We start from the raw sequence: 17,439 nt of genomic DNA, 5'->3' as shown, positions 1-17,439 counted from the left end.
TATCCGTAGCAAGGAAGAGGCGTGCCCCATAGGAAGCACTCCCCCAAAAATAGTCTATACACGTAGATATCTTCAATACTCTTGTACGGATTTGAATACCCAAACTCCCGTTATAACTCGGCAAATTCCAGGCCGATGCGACTTTCGAGATTGAGCGTCTCCTCATTCAATCACCACCAGAACATGGTCGCCGCCATCCAGCAGCAAACGTATCAGGCCGCCGGCGTAGGGCAACGGCGCGCCGTCCAACGTCGCGGAGGGCGGGCTGTCTGGCCGATCCGAAGCCCTTCCGATTTGGATTTCGTAGCGAGTATCACTCATTGTGATTATCACCTTGACCTGCGGCCATGATGCCGGCAGGCAGGGTTCCATCACGAGCACTCCGCCTTCCCGGCGCAGACCGAGGATGCCCTCGATGCCGGCGCGGTACATCCAGGCGGCGGAGCCCGTGTACCATGTCCAGCCGCCGCGTCCGACATGCGGCGCGACCGAATAGACGTCGGCGGCCACCACATAGGGTTCGACCTTGTAGCGCAGCGCGGCCTCCGGCGTGCCCGCATGGTTGATTGGGTTGAGGAGAGCGAAGAGATCGTGTGCCTTATCGCCCTCCCCCAGCCGGGCGAAGGCGAGGATCGCCCACATGGCGGCGTGGCTGTACTGGCCGCCGTTCTCACGCAGGCCCGGCGGATAGCCCTTGATGTAGCCCGGATCGCGTGGGGTCGCATCGAAAGGCGGCGTGAAGAGGAGCGCGAGGCCGTCCTCCTTGCGGATCAGGTGGGTTTCCAGCGATGCCACGGCGGTGGCGGCGCGGGCGGGATCGGCAGCGCCGGACAGGACCGCCCAGGACTGGGCGATGCTGTCGATCCGGCATTCGTCATTGTCCTTCGATCCCAGCCATGAGCCGTCATCGAAGGTGGCGCGCCGGTACCACGCCCCGTCCCAGGTTTCCTGTTCAATAGAAGCCTTGAGCGTCTGCGCATGTGCCTTCCAGCGCGCGGCGCGTTCGGGGTCGCGGCTCTCCGCAAGCGGCGCGAACAGGTCGATCGCGCGGATAAGCAACCAACCAAGCCAGACGCTTTCCCCCTCGCCGCCCTCGCCCACCCGGTTCATGCCGTCGTTCCAGTCGCCGGTGCCCATCAGGGGCAGGCCATGCCGGCCGGTGAGCGCGACAGCCTGATCAAGGCCGCGGGCGCAATGCTCGAAGAGAGAGGCCGTCTCGCCGGAGGGCGTCGGCTGGAAGAAGGCATCGTGTTCTCCCTCGGCGAGGACCGGCCCATCCAGGAACGGGATGGCTTCATCGAGGATCGGCGCGTCGCCAGCCGTTCCGATATAGGTCGCGGTGGCGAAGGCGAGCCACACGCGGTCGTCGGAAATCCGGGTGCGCACGCCCGCGCCGGAATGGGGCAGCCACCAATGCTGCATGTCGCCTTCGGCAAACTGCCGCCCGGCGGCGCGCAGAATGTGCCCCCGCGTCTCCTCCGGCCGGGCGAAGGCCAAAGCCATGCCGTCCTGCAACTGATCGCGGAAGCCATAGGCGCCGCTGGCCTGGTAAAAGGCCGAGCGCGCCCAGATGCGGCAGGCGAGCGTCTGGTAAAGCAGCCAGCCGTTCAGCATGATATCCATCGCCCGGTCCGGCGTCCTGACCTGCACGGTCTGCAACAGCGTCTGCCAATGCCCGGTCACGTCGGTAAGAACCGCATCGAGATCGGCGGCGCGGTAGCGGGTGATCAGCGCGCCGGCCACCTCGGCCGAAGCGGCCTCACCAAGGAAGGAGACAAGCTCGATGCTTTCGCCCGGGTCGAGCTCGATCGTGCATTGCAATGCGGCGCACGGATCGAGACCCGCGCCGACCTTAGCGCCGAGCGGCATTCTTCTTGTAAGCGCCGCCGGTCGCGCTGAGCTCCCGCCCCGCCCGAGGAACTCCGTGCGGTCGCCGGTCCATGCGGTCTGACGGCCGCCGAGATCGGCGAAGGCGACGCGGCCGGGGAAACCCATGGCCGACCGATTGCGGGTGAAGATCGCGCCCGTCCCGGCATCGAGGGATGTGGCGATGAACGGCGCGTTTGCACCGCGCAGGGTGCCGAGGACCCACTCGGCATAGCTCGTGACCGACAGCCGGCGCGGCCGCGACGAATGGTTGGTCAGCGTCAACCGCGAAATGCGGATCGGATCGGCAAGCGGCACATAGGAGAGCAATTCGCTTTCGATCCCATGCGCCCGATGCCCGAAGCGGCTGTAGCCGAAGCCGTGGCGCGCCACATACCGTCCGTTGTCCCGAATCGGCTGAGCCGTCGGGCTCCAGAGCTCCAGCGTCTCCTCGTCGCGGATGTACAGCGCCTCGCCGGAGGGGTCACCGACCGGGTCGTTGGACCATTGGGTGATCTGGTTCTCGCGGCTGTTTTCCGCCCAGCTATAGGCGCTGCCGTCCGCCGACACCTGGAAACCGAAGGCGGGATTGGCGATGACGTTGATCCAGGGCATCGGGGTCGTCGCGCCGTTTTCCAGCACGGTCACATATTCCGTGCCATTCCTGTCGAAGCCTCCCAGCCCATTGAAGAACTCCAGGTCTTCCGGCTGCGCGACCATCTCGGCCGGGGGCTTCGACGGAAAGCACGGAGGCAGAGGAGCCAAGCGCTCGATGCCGGCGGAAAGACGCGCCAGCTGATCGGCGATGAGGCCGCGATGGGCGGACAGCACGACGCGCGCGGTGGCGTTCAGGAGGTTTTTCGTCTCCTGGTTCAGGAAATCGGCGCGCAGCACATGCACCGCGCCCTGCGCCGGCATGTCGCCAAAACGCGGGCGGGACTGGCTGGAGCGCACGGCGGCTTCGACGGCGTTCTGCAGATCCTGCACATAGGAGGCGGCGCGTTCGTTGACAATCACCAGATCGACGGCCAGCCGCTTGATGCGCCAGTATTCATGCGCACGCAGCATCTGGCGCAACTGCGGAAGATCTTCGGTATCCTCGATGCGCAGGAGCACGATCGGCAGGTCGCCGGAAATGCCGTAGGGCCACAGGCCCGACTGCGGCCCGGCACCGGCGAGGATGGCATCCGAGGCGGGGCGGAAGCGCGCGTCGGCATAGAGGATCGGCGCGGCAAGGCGCTGGAAGTCCGCCGCCTCCTCTAGATCCATGTCGAGATGGTGAAGCTGCACCTGGGCCTGGGTCCAGGCGAGCGTCTTCGCCCGCTCGAAAGCACTCCTGTCGTGATGCTTGTCGATGCGTTCGATAAGCTCCTCCCGCGACCGCGCGACGACCGTCCAGAAGGCGATGCGCGCCACCTTGCCGGGAAGCACCCGCACGCTGCGGCGTAGCGCGAAGATCGGATCGAGCACGGTTCCCGCGGTGTTGGATAGCGCCTGCCCGTCATGGATAGCGGCGGCGGTGGCGATAGTGCGGCCGCGCCCAAGGAAACGGGCACGATCGGATTCGTATTGCGGATCGGCGATCGCATCGCCCTCGACCACGGCAAAGTGGGCGGCCCATATCTCGGCCTCCGAAGGCGCCCGGCGGCGGCGCGTGGCGATGAGCGCGCCGTATTCGGCCAAATGCTCGGTTTCGACGAACATCTTGGCGAAGGCGGGATGCGCGTTGTCGGTGGCCGGGGTGGCGAGCACCAGTTCGGCATAGGAGGTCAGTTCGATCTCGCGTGCCCGCCGCCCGCTGTTGGTGAGGCAGATGCGGCGCACCTCGCCGTCGTCCTCGCCGGAGACGATGACATCCATCTCCGTCGTCAGCGTCTCGTCATGGCGGATATATTGTGCGTGGTCCTCGCCGAAGACCACCGAGGCCTCGGCCCTGTCGCCCGCCGCCGGGAGGCTGGGCGAGAAGACCGTACCGGTCTGCATGTCCCTAAGAAAGAGGAAGGCGCCGCAATCGTCGCGGGTCGCATCCTCGCGCCAGCGCGTGACGGCGATATCGCGCCAGCGGCTGTAGCCACCGCCCGAGGCCGTCAGCATGACCGCATAGCGCCCGTTGGACAGGAGATGCGTGACCGGCGTGCCGGCAACGGGCAGCGCCAGCCGGCGCACCGACGGCGCCGGGTTCAGCGAAATGCCGGCGGATGCCTTGACCTCCTCGGCGCGCGGACGGGCGATCGCCACGTCGCGCGGCATGCGCTCCGACAGCAGGAGTTCGCTGGCCATGATCATGGGTTCGCGGTGGAACCGCGCCCGCATGCGCCCGTCCTGCAGGAGGACGGCGATAGCGACGATGGTCATGCCCTGGTGATGGGCCATGTAGCTGCGGATGATCTCGACGCGCGCGTCTTCGGGCAGGCGGGCGCGGGTGAAGTCCAGCGCCTCGTAGAAGCCGTGAACGCCGCGTGCGCCGAGGGATTCGAGATGCCTATAGTTTTCGAGCGCGGCATGGGGATCGACCATGGCGGCCAAGCCGGTGGCATAGGGGGCGACGACCATGTTGCCCGACAGCCCGCGCTTGAGGCCGAGCCCCGGCACGCCGAAGTTGGAATATTGATAGGTGAACTCGATATCGCGCGCATTGAAGGCGGATTCCGATATGCCCCAGGGCACATGCCGCGACCGCCCATAGGCCTCCTGCCGCGCCACGATCAGCCGGTTCGTATCGTCGAGCAGGCTTCCCGCCGGTGCGCGCATCACGAGCGACGGCATGAGATATTCGAACATCGAGCCCGACCAGGAGATCAGCGCCGAGCCGCTGCCGAGCGGCGTCGCCGCCCGGCCGAGGCGGAACCAATGGCGCGTGCTGACATCGCCCTTTGCGATGGCGAAGAAGCTCGCAAGCCGGGCTTCCGAAGCAAGAAGGTCGTAGCAGTTCGGGTCGAGCCCGTTATCGGCGAGCGAATAGCCGATGGACAGGAGCTTCCTGTCGGGATCGAACAGAAAGGCGAAATCCATGTCGAGCGCCATGGTGCGGGCTGTGTCCGCAAGCGCCTGAAGCCGGGCTTTCACGGAGGCGGCATCGTCGCGGAAGACCTGCCGGTCGCGCGCGGCCTGTGTGACGGATCGGGCGAGCGCGCCTATCCAGAAGGTCAGATCGGCGGCCGTGCCGTCATCGGTAGGTCCTGCCTGTTCGGCCAGTTTCAAGGCCTTGTCCAGAAGCCGCATCAATGCGGGTGTTGCGGCCTCGATGGATTGCGGGCCGCGCACGAGGGTTTCCGCCTCGTCAAGAATGGCTGCCAGGCTGGCACCGGGATTGCCGGCCGTCTCACCAAGGGCCATGCGGGCGAGCGCCAGCGTATCGCCGAAACCCTGGCCGTCTTCCGCCGGCGGTATCTCGGCCCACTCCTCGCAGGCATTCGCCAGCGCGATCAGGTGGCCGGCGAGATTGCCGCTGTCGACGGAGGAGACATAGGGGGGAGCAAGGGTTCTCAGATCGCGTGTATCGTACCAGTTGAAGAAATGCCCGTTGAACCGGTCGAGCCGCTTGAGCGTCGAAAAAGTCGCTTCCAGCCGTTCGAGCGCTTCAAGGGTTCCCACCCAGCCGAAGTCGCGCGCGGCGACCGTCGAGAGAAGATAGAGGCCGATATTGGTCGGCGAGGTGCGGTGGGCGATGGCGGGCAGCGGGGTTTCCTGGAAATTGTCCGGCGGCAGCATGTTTTCCAGCGGGGTGACGAAGGTTTCGAAGAACCGCCATGTGCGCCGCGCAACGAGCCGGAGCTCCACCGCATCGGCATCCGAAAGCGCCCTGCCCGGCCGTGCCGTCGGCGACCGGCTGACCCAGAGCGCGACGGCGGGGGCGGCCGACCAGAGGAGTGCCAGCAACAGCGCCAAAGGCCAGGCGGCCGGTGAAAACGCGACGGCAGCGGCCAGGAGGACCAGCCCGACGACGGTGCCGCCCGCCATGTCACGGTAGAAGCCGGCAAGCGTCAGCCGCCTCCGGTTTCCAGATGTCGCGGCGGTCGTCCACTCCAAGAGTTTCCTGCGCGTCACCAGCAGCCGGCCGGCGGTTCTGAGCACGGCATCGCAATTGCGCCAGGCCTGATCGGGCAGGAAGGACAGGCCGAGCGCCGCCTGCATCGCGGCGAGCTTGATATCGCCGGCAAGCCTGACGGCATGGCTGCTCAGTTGCAGGCCGCTGCGGCGCGGCAGGATGGCGAAGGCCACCGGCAGGAAGGCGGGAAGGGCGATGCAGGACGCGACCAGCAGCGCCGCGGTCACGCCCGCCTGCAACGGCATCACGCAACAGGCCACGAGCGCCATGAATGTCGACGGCGCGATGAGGGTGCGGCGCAGATTGTCCAGCATCTTCCAGCGGCCGAGGGCGGGAAGTGCCCGCCGCCCGAATATCCACGGCAGCAGCTGCCAGTCACCGCGCGTCCAGCGGTGCTGGCGCCGGGCGGCGACGTCGTAACGCGACGGAAAATCGTCGACCACCTCGACATCGGAGGCAAGCCCCGCCCGCGCGAAGGTACCCTCGAAAAGGTCGTGGCTGAGAAGGGTATTCTCGGGTATGCGCCCGGCCAGCGCCGCCTCGAAGGCATCGACGTCATAGATGCCCTTGCCGGTATAGGAACCCTCATCGAACAGATCCTGATAGACGTCGGAAACGGCCGCCGCATAGGGATCCATGCCGCCGGGCGCGGAAAAGACCCGCTGGTAGAGCGAGCCTTCGCGGCCGATGGGAAGCGACGGGGTGACGCGCGGCTGGATGATCGCATAGCCATCGACCACCCGCTGCTGCCCGGCATCGAAACGCGGCCGGTTGAGGGGGTGCGCCATCTTGCCGATCAGCCGCAGGACCGTGTCGCGCGGCAGTCTTGTATCCGCGTCGAGGGTGATGACATAGCGCACATCCGGCGGCACCGTCGGCGGCTTTCCGCCAAGCGCCATGAAGCTGGTGTCGGTGGCGCCGCGCAGCAGGCGGTTGAGCTCGTGCAGCTTGCCGCGCTTTCGCTCCCAGCCCATCCAGACGTTCTCGCCTGCATTGAACCGGCGCTTGCGGTGCAAAAGCAGGAAGCGGTCGCCGGAAGGACCCGGCCCGTGCCGGTGGTTGAGGTCGGCCATGGCCTCGACAGCGAGCGCGAGAAGCGCACCATCGCCCTCGACGGTCTCCTGCGAGGCATCCTTCCCGTCGGTCAGCAAAGCGAAGCTCAGGTCGCCGCCCGCGCCCGAGAGATGATGAACTTCCAGCCGCTCGATCTGCTCCAGCAGGTCGGCACGATTGCTCAGGAGCGTCGGCACGACGACGAGCGTGCGCGACGACGGTGGGACGCCCTGCGCGAGTTCCAGCCCCGGCAGGCCGGTCGCGCCATGGCTCCAGCTCACGAAGCGGTTGACGAGTGCCGTCGCGATATCGCTCGCCGGCAGCAGCGCCAGCACGGCGAAGACGATCATGCCGGGCGCGGAAAGACCGGCGATGGACAGCAGCCATAGCGCAAGGGCCAGAAGCATCGCCGTCACGAGCCCGATCGCCCCGACATAACCGGCAATGCCCGTGCGCGCCGCCAGCCGCCCGGCGATCAGATGCCGGGGCGGGCGGAACCCGATCGTGCGCTCCAAGGCCGGCCGCCCTTCCGCGATCAGATGGTAGCCCGGATCGCCGACACGTTCGGCCTGCGAGGCGGTGTCGCCCGTGACCGGTGCCGCCCGTGCCGCTTTCACCGCCTGCCCTGCAATGTCGAGTTCCGACAGGTCCGAGCCGCGGGCGAGGTCTTCGATGGCGCTGCGGTAGAGGTTGCGCGTGGCGAAATCCATGCGGGCGAAGCTGCCGTCGGCCGAAAGGCGGGCATCGACGAGGCTGACCTTTTCAAAAAGATCGGCCCAGTCGACATCGCTGATCAGCCGCATGCTGGTGATGATGTTCCTGATCGTGACATTCGACGCGCCCTGGCGCTGCTGGGCATGCCGCACCACGGCATCCACCGAGCTGTCCTGCCTTGCCAGCCGCGCCTCCAGCCAGCCATGCGCCGGCGTCGTGCTGGGGTCCTGGTCGCGCAGCCGTTTGGCAAGCTGGGCCGCGAAGAGCTCGGGCAGGGGGTCGGCGGAGACCTTTTCAAGCGCGCTGCCGCGACCCTCGTTCGCCAAGAGCCGGTCGGCCAGCGCATCCGCCTCGGCACGCATGCGGCGCCCGGCCGTGATCTGGTCGGCAAGCCTGCGCAGGTTCTCGACGAGCACGATGCGCAGGGTGATCGCCACTGCCCACAACTCGCCGATCGTCAGCGGCTGAACCTTTTGATAGGCAGCGATGAAGCGGACGAGCGTCTCTGGATCGAAATGGCTGTCGGTGTGCGCGACGAAGGCCCAGGCAATGCCGAAGACGCGTGGATATCCGGCGAAAGGCCCCTCGGCGAGTTTTGGCAGCTGCCTGTAATAGTTGGGCGGCAGGTCGTCATGGATCTCGCGGATCTGCTCCTCGACCAGATGGTAATTGTCCAGCAGCCATTCGGCCGCCGGCACGACGCCGCGCTCGTTCTCCACCTCCAGGGCGCTGGCACGATAGGCGGCAAGCAGGACCGCCGCGTTGCTCTTCAGGCGCTTGTGCAGGGATTGGACGGACGGCGGCCGCTTCGTTACCGGCTGGGCAAGCGCAAGCGTTGCCGCGTGCTGCTCAAGCCGTTCGATGCCGAAAAGTTCCTCCCGTACCGGCACGGGATCGTTCCACGGCCCGCCCGGCGTGCGGCGGAAACCAAAGCCGGACGACGGACGGTCGCCGTCGCCTTTCCCGTCCGCAACCGCTTTCGGCTCCGGCGGCGGTCTGGAACCCGCCTCGGGGTGGAGGATCCGTTCGGCCACGGTTCTTTCGACAACAGCGGTTTCCGAGTTGCCGATGTCTTCCACGCCACGCTCTTGGCCTCTGGCCATAATCATTCCTTTGCCCGGATGCGGCCAGGCAGCCGGCCGGGCGAAACCGGCAATCGTTCTGGGGATGTGAAGGGTCGCCGAAGCTCTGCTCCGGTGTTCGGCGCTCTCAGCCGAAATCGGCGCGCGTCAGGACGTAGGCCGGCTTGCGGGCGGCGGAATAGGCGCGGCGGGCGGCATTGTAGACAGAGACGCGGGCATCGTCGAAAGCCCTGAGATAACCGGCTTCGGATGTCACTCCCGGGAATAGGTCCGACCCCGCGAAGAACGGGATCTCGAACATGCCATCATGACCAATGAAGCGGATACGCTTGCCAGCCTCTTCATAGCTTCGGCTTTGGTTTGGAAAACTGAGACTCATGACAACTCCTTGCGATATGTGAATTGCGCGCCTCTCCGACGCGGAGATTTCGGCCCCGATCTGCGAGAAGCTTCGCCATGTCAAAAAAATAAAAAACTACGAATCGCCGTTAAAAACGGCATATTCTTCTGAAATCAAGAGAAAAACAAAGCTCGTAATTGCAAATTTCCATCGAAATTGCGCACACGTGGAGCTCTAAATTTAAAATCACTATAGCACAGAAATGAGAATGCTGGCTTGTATTTTTAAATAAAAAATATCTCTGGATTTCATCTATGGTTTCGCTTCCAATCGAAGCACCAAGGCGAAAACAAATCCGCACGGATTTTCATTAACTTAGCGAGATGACCGCGTCACCGGACCGCAACAGTCTCAACGGATGCCACCAAACGAACGCAATTGATTCCTTGCTAATAGAGAGGAGGCAGCTCACTGTGATTGTTCCAGCAGCCATCTTACGGGCGCTGCTGTTTAAGGGTTGATTGCCCTGGCCCCAATGCGAGGAGGACATCATGTCTTCCATCTTCCGCCAGCAGAACAAGCATCGTTTCGCCGACCTCATCGGATACGCTCTCTCCGCCGCAAGTCTTGCGATGATACTCTATATCCTGATCGAGGGATGGGTATGGTGATCCTTGTCTTCAAAGGCGCCTTGACGGATGCAAACCGCCAGCGAACCGCTTTGCGGCAAATCCTCAAGGACGCAAACTATGAGACCCGGAACCTTCCCGCCAAGTCTGGCGTAGAGAATAGAGAAGCCCGTCATCTGGTTCGCCTGATACAAGGGGCGATGATCTGCACCGATAGATATCCTCTTTCGCAGGCATCCCTGCACAAGAACCGTAACAACGGTCTCGACGTCTGGGAAAATGAGGGCGGATCGGCGAACCCAAATCGCCTGGAATAGGCGCCTGCCTATGCGGGTCTTCACGCACATATCCCCGCCAGAACCCGGCAGATCGCTTGTTCCAGGTTCGGCTCAAATTGGAAATCAACGGAAATGACCGAAAGAACCACAGAAACCGAAATTACTTTCATGCACCCGTTCAACCTAAATTCCCTGGTTGAACCGCTGGAAGCCGGCACCTACCGTCTCGTCGTGGACGAGGAGTTGATCGAAGGCCTGAGCTTCGCGTCTTACCGGAGAGTGGGTACCCACCTTGAGATTCCCGCAATCGCGGTGAAGATTGCCAAGCGGCAGTTCTTGCAGGTGTCGGCGGCGGAAATTGATGAGGCATTGGCGCGCGATGTTGAAATCCCGAAGTCCGGCGCACCCGCCACCCCATAAATCGCCGGCCGTTATGACGGCGAACTCTTTCACCAGATGCCAGCCGCTCCAGCAACCCAGTCGCCAAACAGGCGCTCCGCCACGAACACTCGAGATCGACATCTGCTAGGGCGACTGCTCTGCGATGACAGGGGCCGCAGCTTGCTACTTTCCGAGACGCAGAACCACGGTTGTCTTTATCGTTATTACGCGTCGCCCCCTAACGAGGTAGACGTCAAGGGCATCCGGTAGCGGCTATCTTCAAACACGATCGAGCCGATCATTAAACAGCAGCTTCACGGCCTTCTGAACGACAAACTGCAACTATACACGGTGGTGCGAGTATCGTTGTGAGGCAAAGCCACTCCTTCTCCCACATCGAAGACCGAGCGAACAGACGGCAGAAACTTTCTTTAAAAATGCAGGGCAGACGAATATTCTATTCGCTCCGCGACCGCTTTCCCGCCCGCAAAACTACAAGCCAATCTTCAACATCCGACGCATTCGACAATGCAGGAACCACCACTCGTCGCAAATCGGCTTCGGGCTCCGACCGTAGCTTAGCTCCGGTCGAGGGATCGTACCATTCGATGGTCCCAGCCGGTGCGGTAAGAACCGACGGATCAAGGTCGATCGCGGCGGCACCGTCGATGTAAGCGACCGCGAAGGTTCCGTCGCCCGCGACGGCCGTTATGGCGGTGGCGGATGCCGCACCTTCGACATGGCGCACGAACCGCCCGTCATCGGGCTTCAGCTTCCACCAGTCGAAACGTGCGAACAGGTCCGCCAGATGGCCGATGCTCTCAGCCCCCGGGCTGGCAAGCGCCTCACGCCACCCCGCGGGCGTGTCGTAAAGCGCGGGACCGCCGAAATGCCAGACGGGATTGTTACCGAAGACCTGGCCGCTCGCGCCCGACAGGAGGGCGCCATAAGCGATCTTGCGGATCTCGGCCGCCTCCACCCCGTGCTCGCCTTCGTAGCGCGCTTCGATCAGGAAGAAAGGCCGATGCGGGCCGGCGCGATAGCGCGCCTGCACGGCGGCGGCGACGTCCTCGTAGGTATAGACCGTATCGAGCGCCAGCCATCCGGCATCGGGCCAGTAGGCGGCAGTCGTCGTGTCGCGGTTGCCGTGCACGGTCTGCATCGCACCGGGAGCACCCTCCGCGATGCCTTCCGCCAGCGCCTCGACCAGCGCGCGGTCCGGCGGATCGTAATCGCCGCCCTGCACCCAGACGATATTGGGATAGCGGGCATAGCGTTTGCCAACATAGCGCCCGTAGGCGCGCAGCGCATCGGGACCGGCGGCCGCCATCTCGGCATACCAGCCCTGCGGCCCACCGTTCGCGCCGGCATAGGCGGGCGCCAGCAGGACCAGCATGCCGGCCCGGAATGCGGCGTCGAGCACATGTTCGGCATCGGAGAAATAGCGGTCGTTCGGCCGCGTAAAATCGCCGGGCACCAGGAACGGGGGAATATCCGCGGCATTGTTCGGCGCGTTGCGGGCGAATTCATGCTCGATCAGCGAGACCAAGATGGTGTTGAAGCCGCGCGCCTTGCGATCGGCGATGTAGATGTCGGCCTCTTCGGCCGGCAGGTCCGAGATCAGCGACCAGGCCGCATCGCCGGTGATGAGGAAGGGCTTTCCGGCCGCGTCCTCCAGATAGGTGCCTGCGGCGGCGATGCGCAGCGGAAAGCGTACCTCGGCGCTGGCGGGCGCGGCAGGGCCGGCCAGCAAGGCAAGCAGCACGAGGCAGAGCCGCATGGAAAAGGCAATGGTTCGCATCGTATCCGCTCCTTTGGCCGGCACCGCGGCTCAAAGCCGCTCCCGAACGCCCCGCAGCCAGTTCTTCAGGGGTCGTGGCAGGAAGGTGCGCAGGCCGGCCCGCAGGCCGCGCGGCATCGACCAACCGTCCAGCGCAAGGGGGGCCGCCAGCGGCGGCGGGTTTGCCGCGATATCGCGCAGCACCGCCGCATACTGCGCCGCCATGCGTTCCACCGTGAAGGCGCCCGCGACCTTGCGGCGCGCGCCGAGCGAAAGGCCGTGAAGCTGCGCGCGATCCTTGTCCAGCGCACGGACGAGAGCGGCGGCCCTTGCCGTGTCGCCGACCGGAAAGAGCAACCCGTCCCGTCCATTCTCCACGATCATGTCGGTGACGCCGCGAAGCGCCGAGGCGACAGGCACGCATCCGGCGGCCATGGCTTCCACCAGTGCCATCGGCAGGCCCTCGTAACGGGACGGCATGAGGAAGATGTCGTGGGCGGCCAGCAGCGCCGGCACGGCATCCGCCGCGACGGCCCCGGCATAGACGACGCGCGGCGTCACCCCCGGCATGACGGCCTTCAGCCGCTTGATATCCGGGCCATCGCCGGCGATCGTCAATGTCGATGACGCAGGCAGCCGCTCCAGGATACCGGGCAGCCACAGGATCCCTTTCGAGGCATCCTCGATCCGCCCGAGGAACAGGAGGCGAAGCCCCTGCCCGATCGGCCGCGCCGGCCGGTCGGTTGCGGGAAAGGCGTCCAGGGAAACGGCGTTCGCAATGACGAAGGTGCGCCCGGCGGGGAAATGATGGCGTTTTACGAGGTCGTCGCGGCAGCGCTGCGAGACGCAGACCGTCGCATGCACATAGGGCCGGATCGCCGCCGCCGCCGCATAGGTTCCCGGCGTGATGTTGTGCACGACCATAAGGCGCAGGAGATAGGGGGGAAGATAGCGCACGATATTGGTCTGCACACGGTCGCTGAGCACGTTGACGACGACGCCGTCGAAGCCGCCGGCCAGGATTGCCCGCTCCATCAGGCGGGCGGTGCTCTTGCCATCGTCCGAAGCGGTTGCCTCGACGAGCGTGCCGAACGCGGCTTCCCGCTCCATTCCGGCGGGAAGGCCTTGCCCGGCGGGCGTCAGGCCGAGCCAGCAAAGCTCGATGCCATCAGGCGCCAGGCCGGCGCGCAGGTGCCGGAACACGGTATAGGTGCCGCCGAGATGCGGCAGGACGAAATAGGCGATCTTCATGGGCGGCCCTCTGCCTCCCTTGTCCAACCGGATGCGCCGTCGCGGAAGCTGGGCCTTGGAGGGCGCAAGCGGCCCTTTGCAGGAGGCGGTCGGTTCCCTACCGCTTTCGGCGGAGGCCTGGTCGCCGAATATCCGCGTTTTCCGCACCGCGTCACGGCGCGATAGTGCGGCCGCTTTGGCAATCCCTTCAGATCCCAATCGACAGCGGTGGACATTCCATGAAGATCGCCTTGCTCGGGCAGTTCGGGTCCGGAAACTCGGGAAATGACGGCTCGCTGGAAGCAATGCTCGTCTTCCTGCGCCGTGCGTGCCCCGATGCGGCCCTGCTGTGCATCTGCTCCAATCCCGTGGCGATCGGCGAGCGCTTCGCGCTTGAGGTGACCGGCCTTCGCGGCGCGGCCTTCGTCCACCCGTTGCTGCGCTGGTTCGATAGAAGGCTCGGGCGGATCCATGGGCGGATCGCCGGCCTCGTGTCGGTCCTGCGGGTGCTCGGCGGCGTCGATGTGATGGTCGTCCCCGGGACGGGCATCCTCGACGATTTCCAGGAGACGCCGTTCGGCTGGCCGTTCATCATCTATTGGTGGTGCCTTGCCGCACGGCTGCGCGGCGCCCGCATCGCCTTCGTCAGCATCGGCGCCGGCCCGATCCGTGGCGCGCTCAGCCGATGGTTCCTCACATCCGCGGCGCGAATGGCCAGCTACCGCTCCTACCGCGACGACTTTTCCCTCCGGTACGTCCAGGGCCTGGGCATCGACACCGCTTCGGACCACCGTTTCCCCGACCTCGCCTTCGGATTGCGCGAGCCCGTCCGCTCCGACGACAAGCTGCGCCGGCAAAAACCCGCGACGATCGGCATCGGCGTCATGCGGTATCGGGGATGGGAGCGCGACCATGCGGACGGCGACGCCATCTACCGCACCTATGTGGACAAGATCGCGGCGATCGCGCGCCGGCTGCTCGACGACGGGCATGACGTGCGCCTCTTCATGGGCGACACATCCGATGAGCGGGCCCTCGACGATATCCTCGCCGCCCTCCCGGAAAACGGCACCCACGGCCACCTTTCGGCCGCCCGCACCGTCTCGCTGCATGCGGTCATGGATGAGATCCTGAAGGTCGATCTCGCCATCGTCTCGCGCTTTCACAACCTGCTCTGCACCCTCAAGCTCGACCGGCCGGCGCTGTCGCTCGGCTATGCGGAAAAGAGCGACGAGCTCATGACCGAATTCGGCCGAGCCGATTTCTGCCAGCATATCGAGACCTTCGACGTCGGTGAGGTCCTGCGGCAGGTGGACACCGTGCTCGCCGACCTTGCCGCCGCCGAAAGCGCGATTGCCCGCCGCAACGCGGCGATCCGCTCGGAGCTTGTCCGCCAGCAGGACCTGCTTCTAGCACAGGTGCTGGTCGCTCGCGGCGGGAAAAACCTACCCCTTGCACAGGATGCCCTACGCTGAATGGACAAGTGGCCACCGTCCGCCATGCGCCTATCCTCGTTGCAACCTGCGGAGTGAAGCCCATGCCCCAGAAACCAGAAGCCCCCAGCCCTTTCCCGAAAGCGTGAGCAGCATGGTCCGACGCGCTTATGTGATGGCATCGCTGGAGCAGTATTTCGCGCTGCTCATCAATTTCACGGTGCTGGTGATCATGGCCCGCATCCTGACGCCGGGCGAAATCGGCGAGGCGGTGACGGGTCTGGCAATCGCCGTCGTCGCCTTCTCCGCCCGCGAATTCGTCACGCCGGAATTCCTTATCCAGCGCAACACCGTCGATGCCGAGGCGCTGCGCACCGCGCTGACGCTTCAGGTCGCCGTCAGCGCGGTGATCGCGGCCGCCCTCGTCGCCCTGTCGGGCCTCGTTGCCCGCTTCTATGCCGCGCCGGACCTCTCCTTCTTCCTTTTGCTCGCTGCGGCAGCGGGGCTCGCCGAGTCCCTCGCCCAGCCCGTCATCGCCCTGCTCCGGCGCGAGATGGGTTTTGGCGCGCTCGCCTGCATCCGCACGGCGGTTTCGCTGACGACCGCGCTTGCCACGATCGCGCTCGCCATCCTCGGCTTCGGTCCCGTCAGTTTCGCATGGGGCATGCTTGCGGGGTCGCTCACGCTCGCGGTGCTGGCCGTTGCCTGTTCGCCGTTCCCCGCAGGGGCGATCTTCCGCCCCGGCCTTGCGCGCTGGCGCGAGGTGCTGGCCTTCGGCCTGTTCAAGGGGGCCGCACTCGTGGTGGAGCGCATCCACGAGACCGTGCCGCAGCTGATCCTCGGCCGCATCGCCTCGATGACATCGGTCGCGCTCTACAACCGATCGAATGCCCTGTGCGGCATACCCGACCGCATCATCATGTCGGCCTTCCACAGCATGGCCTTTCCGGCGCTGGCAAGCCGCGTGCGGGAGGGGCGCGACATCGAGAAGACCTATCTCGGCGTGCTCGCCTATCTGTCGGTTCTCTACTGGCCGGGTGCGGCGCTGATCTCGCTTCTCGCGCCGTCGATCGTGGGCATCGTGCTCGGCCCGCAATGGGCGCAGGCCGTGCCGGTCGTGCGCGTTCTGGCGCTTGCCGCCGTCTTCTGGCTGCCCGTCATCGTGACGGGGCCGCTTCTCCTGGCGCTCGGCCGGAACCGGGACGCGTTCCTCGCAAGCCTTGTCTCGCGCTGCTTTGCCGCCGGCATCCTTTGCGCCGCCAGCCTCTACGGTGTGATGGCAATGGCGCTCAGCCAGTTCGTCTCGCTTCCCCTCCAGATGCTGGTCGCGCTCGTCTTCGTGCATCGCCACGTTCGCTTTTCCCTGCTTGGCCTTCTCACGGCGCTGATGCCGAGCGCCGTCGTCACCGGTTTCTCGCTGGCAGGGCCGGTCGTGCTGCTGGCACTGCCCGGACATCCAGACGCGGGCCTGCCTGGCTTTTGCGCCGCGATCCTCCTTGCCGGCATCGGCTGGCTGATCGGGCTGCTCGCCACGCGCCACCCGTTCCTCGTCGAACTGCACATCCTGTTCGCCGCCGGCCGCGACCATGCCCGCCGCCTGCGCCGGTTTCTCGTCGCATCGGGGGCCTGAGCCATGCCGAGCGTCGACGTCGTCATTCCGAACTACAATTACGGCCGTTATCTCGAAGCCTGCGTGAAAAGCGTGCTCTCGCAGGACATGCACGATGTGCGCGTCCTGATCGTCGACAATGCCTCGACGGACGACAGCGTCGCGGTCGCCGAGCGGCTCGCATTTTGCGACCCGCGGGTGGAGCTGCTGCTGCGGCCGGAAAACCTCGGGCCACATGCCTCTTTCAATGCGGGGATCGACTGGGCGCGGGCCGATTACTTTCTCCTGCTCTTCGCCGACGATTTCCTGGTGCCGGGCGCGCTGCGCCGGGCAACCTCCGTCATGGAACGGGACCGCGGCATCGCCTTCTCCTACGGCCGCGACGTGGCGATCCGGGGCGACGTGCCGATCCCCGACATCGAAGCGCAGCCCGCCGCCCCGCCGGTGACGCTGATGACGGGGCGGGCCTTCATCGAGCGTTTCTGCCGCCTCGGCGTCTTCCAGATTCCCGGACCGTCCATCGTCGTGCGCACGAGCGTGCAGAAACGCGCCGGCCACTATCGGCCGGCCCTGCCGCACAGCGACGATTACGAACTCTGGCTGCGGCTTGCCTTGCACGGAACCGTCGCCGAACTGGATTGCATCCAGGCGGGCATCCGTTCGCACGATGCGAACCGGTCGACGGACCTTTGGGCGCACCAGACCCTGCACATCCGCCATACGGCGGAGGCGGCCGAGAGTTTCTTCTACCATGAGGGACGGTGGCTCGACGGGGCGGAGACGTTGCGCCGCCGCGCCCGGCGCGGCATTGCCGAGCGCGCCTATTGGTCGGCTGTGTCGCATGCGCTCCGGGGAAACAGGGAGGCGTGGAAGCTGCTGATGCTCGCCTTCCGCATGGCGCCGGCCACCGCCTTGCTGCCGCCGCTCGGCTATCTGCTGCACCGGCCCGATACGGTGCCGCGCATGCGCTCCCTTCTCACAAAGGTCCTGCGATAG

General features: G+C 65.5%; 9 protein-coding genes. 5 read left to right on the top strand and 4 right to left on the bottom strand.

The window, feature by feature from the left end; translation table 11 throughout:
* Nucleotides 1-162 precede the first annotated feature (162 nt).
* Nucleotides 163-8,784, bottom strand: coding sequence for a GH36-type glycosyl hydrolase domain-containing protein (locus tag ACOZK4_RS04715; protein ID WP_421590724.1), 8,622 nt, complete (start codon nt 8,782-8,784; stop codon nt 163-165).
* A gap of 106 nt (nt 8,785-8,890) precedes the next feature.
* Nucleotides 8,891-9,142: a DUF1488 family protein gene (locus ACOZK4_RS04710; protein WP_313532573.1), complete on the bottom strand. Its 252-nt coding sequence runs from the start codon at nt 9,140-9,142 to the stop codon at nt 8,891-8,893.
* Nucleotides 9,143-9,767: 625 nt separating this feature from the next.
* On the opposite strand from ACOZK4_RS04710, the gene ACOZK4_RS04705 reads away from it, so the two are divergent.
* Nucleotides 9,768-10,049 (top strand): hypothetical protein, encoded by a 282-nt coding sequence (locus ACOZK4_RS04705; protein ID WP_421590722.1) that lies wholly within the window; start codon nt 9,768-9,770, stop codon nt 10,047-10,049.
* 93 nt (nt 10,050-10,142) lie between these two features.
* Nucleotides 10,143-10,430: a hypothetical protein gene (locus ACOZK4_RS04700; RefSeq protein ID WP_313532575.1), complete on the top strand. Its 288-nt coding sequence runs from the start codon at nt 10,143-10,145 to the stop codon at nt 10,428-10,430.
* A 418-nt stretch (nt 10,431-10,848) separates the two neighbouring features.
* Here ACOZK4_RS04700 and ACOZK4_RS04695 read toward each other — a convergent pair whose 3' ends face one another.
* Nucleotides 10,849-12,192 (bottom strand): DUF4038 domain-containing protein, encoded by a 1,344-nt coding sequence (locus ACOZK4_RS04695; RefSeq protein ID WP_421590720.1) that lies wholly within the window; start codon nt 12,190-12,192, stop codon nt 10,849-10,851.
* A 30-nt stretch (nt 12,193-12,222) separates the two neighbouring features.
* Complete coding sequence (locus ACOZK4_RS04690; protein WP_421590718.1) at nt 12,223-13,422, bottom strand: glycosyltransferase family 4 protein; 1,200 nt, start codon at nt 13,420-13,422, stop codon at nt 12,223-12,225.
* 218 nt (nt 13,423-13,640) lie between these two features.
* Here ACOZK4_RS04690 and ACOZK4_RS04685 point away from each other — a divergent pair, with 218 nt between their 5' ends.
* From ACOZK4_RS04685 to ACOZK4_RS04675, 3 genes are all read left to right on the top strand, one after another.
* Entirely contained in the window at nt 13,641-14,876 is a 1,236-nt protein-coding gene (locus ACOZK4_RS04685) for a polysaccharide pyruvyl transferase family protein (protein WP_421590716.1), read from the top strand.
* A 112-nt stretch (nt 14,877-14,988) separates the two neighbouring features.
* Nucleotides 14,989-16,464: an oligosaccharide flippase family protein gene (locus tag ACOZK4_RS04680; protein ID WP_421590714.1), complete on the top strand. Its 1,476-nt coding sequence runs from the start codon at nt 14,989-14,991 to the stop codon at nt 16,462-16,464.
* A gap of 3 nt (nt 16,465-16,467) precedes the next feature.
* Nucleotides 16,468-17,439 carry a glycosyltransferase family 2 protein gene (locus ACOZK4_RS04675; protein ID WP_421590713.1) on the top strand — a complete coding sequence of 324 codons (972 nt, stop codon included), beginning with the start codon at nt 16,468-16,470 and terminating at the stop codon, nt 17,437-17,439.

The organism is Shinella sp. M27, from assembly GCF_049199905.1.
GTDB lineage: Bacteria > Pseudomonadota > Alphaproteobacteria > Rhizobiales > Rhizobiaceae > Shinella.
Note: the sequence above shows the minus strand (reverse complement) of the source record. Positions and strands in the feature narration are given on the sequence as shown.

Bases quoted from the DNA above. Each gene is read 5' to 3' on its own strand.
- ACOZK4_RS04685 (WP_421590716.1), top strand. From the start codon at position 13,641: ATGAAGATCGCCTTGCTCGGGCAGTTCGGGTCCGGAAACTCGGGAAAT.
- ACOZK4_RS04710 (WP_313532573.1), bottom strand. From the start codon at position 9,142: ATGAGTCTCAGTTTTCCAAACCAAAGCCGAAGCTATGAAGAGGCTGGC.
- ACOZK4_RS04705 (WP_421590722.1), top strand. From the start codon at position 9,768: ATGGTGATCCTTGTCTTCAAAGGCGCCTTGACGGATGCAAACCGCCAG.
- ACOZK4_RS04680 (WP_421590714.1), top strand. From the start codon at position 14,989: ATGGTCCGACGCGCTTATGTGATGGCATCGCTGGAGCAGTATTTCGCG.
- ACOZK4_RS04690 (WP_421590718.1), bottom strand. From the start codon at position 13,422: ATGAAGATCGCCTATTTCGTCCTGCCGCATCTCGGCGGCACCTATACC.
- ACOZK4_RS04700 (WP_313532575.1), top strand. From the start codon at position 10,143: ATGACCGAAAGAACCACAGAAACCGAAATTACTTTCATGCACCCGTTC.
- ACOZK4_RS04695 (WP_421590720.1), bottom strand. From the start codon at position 12,192: ATGCGAACCATTGCCTTTTCCATGCGGCTCTGCCTCGTGCTGCTTGCC.
- ACOZK4_RS04675 (WP_421590713.1), top strand. From the start codon at position 16,468: ATGCCGAGCGTCGACGTCGTCATTCCGAACTACAATTACGGCCGTTAT.
- ACOZK4_RS04715 (WP_421590724.1), bottom strand. From the start codon at position 8,784: ATGGCCAGAGGCCAAGAGCGTGGCGTGGAAGACATCGGCAACTCGGAA.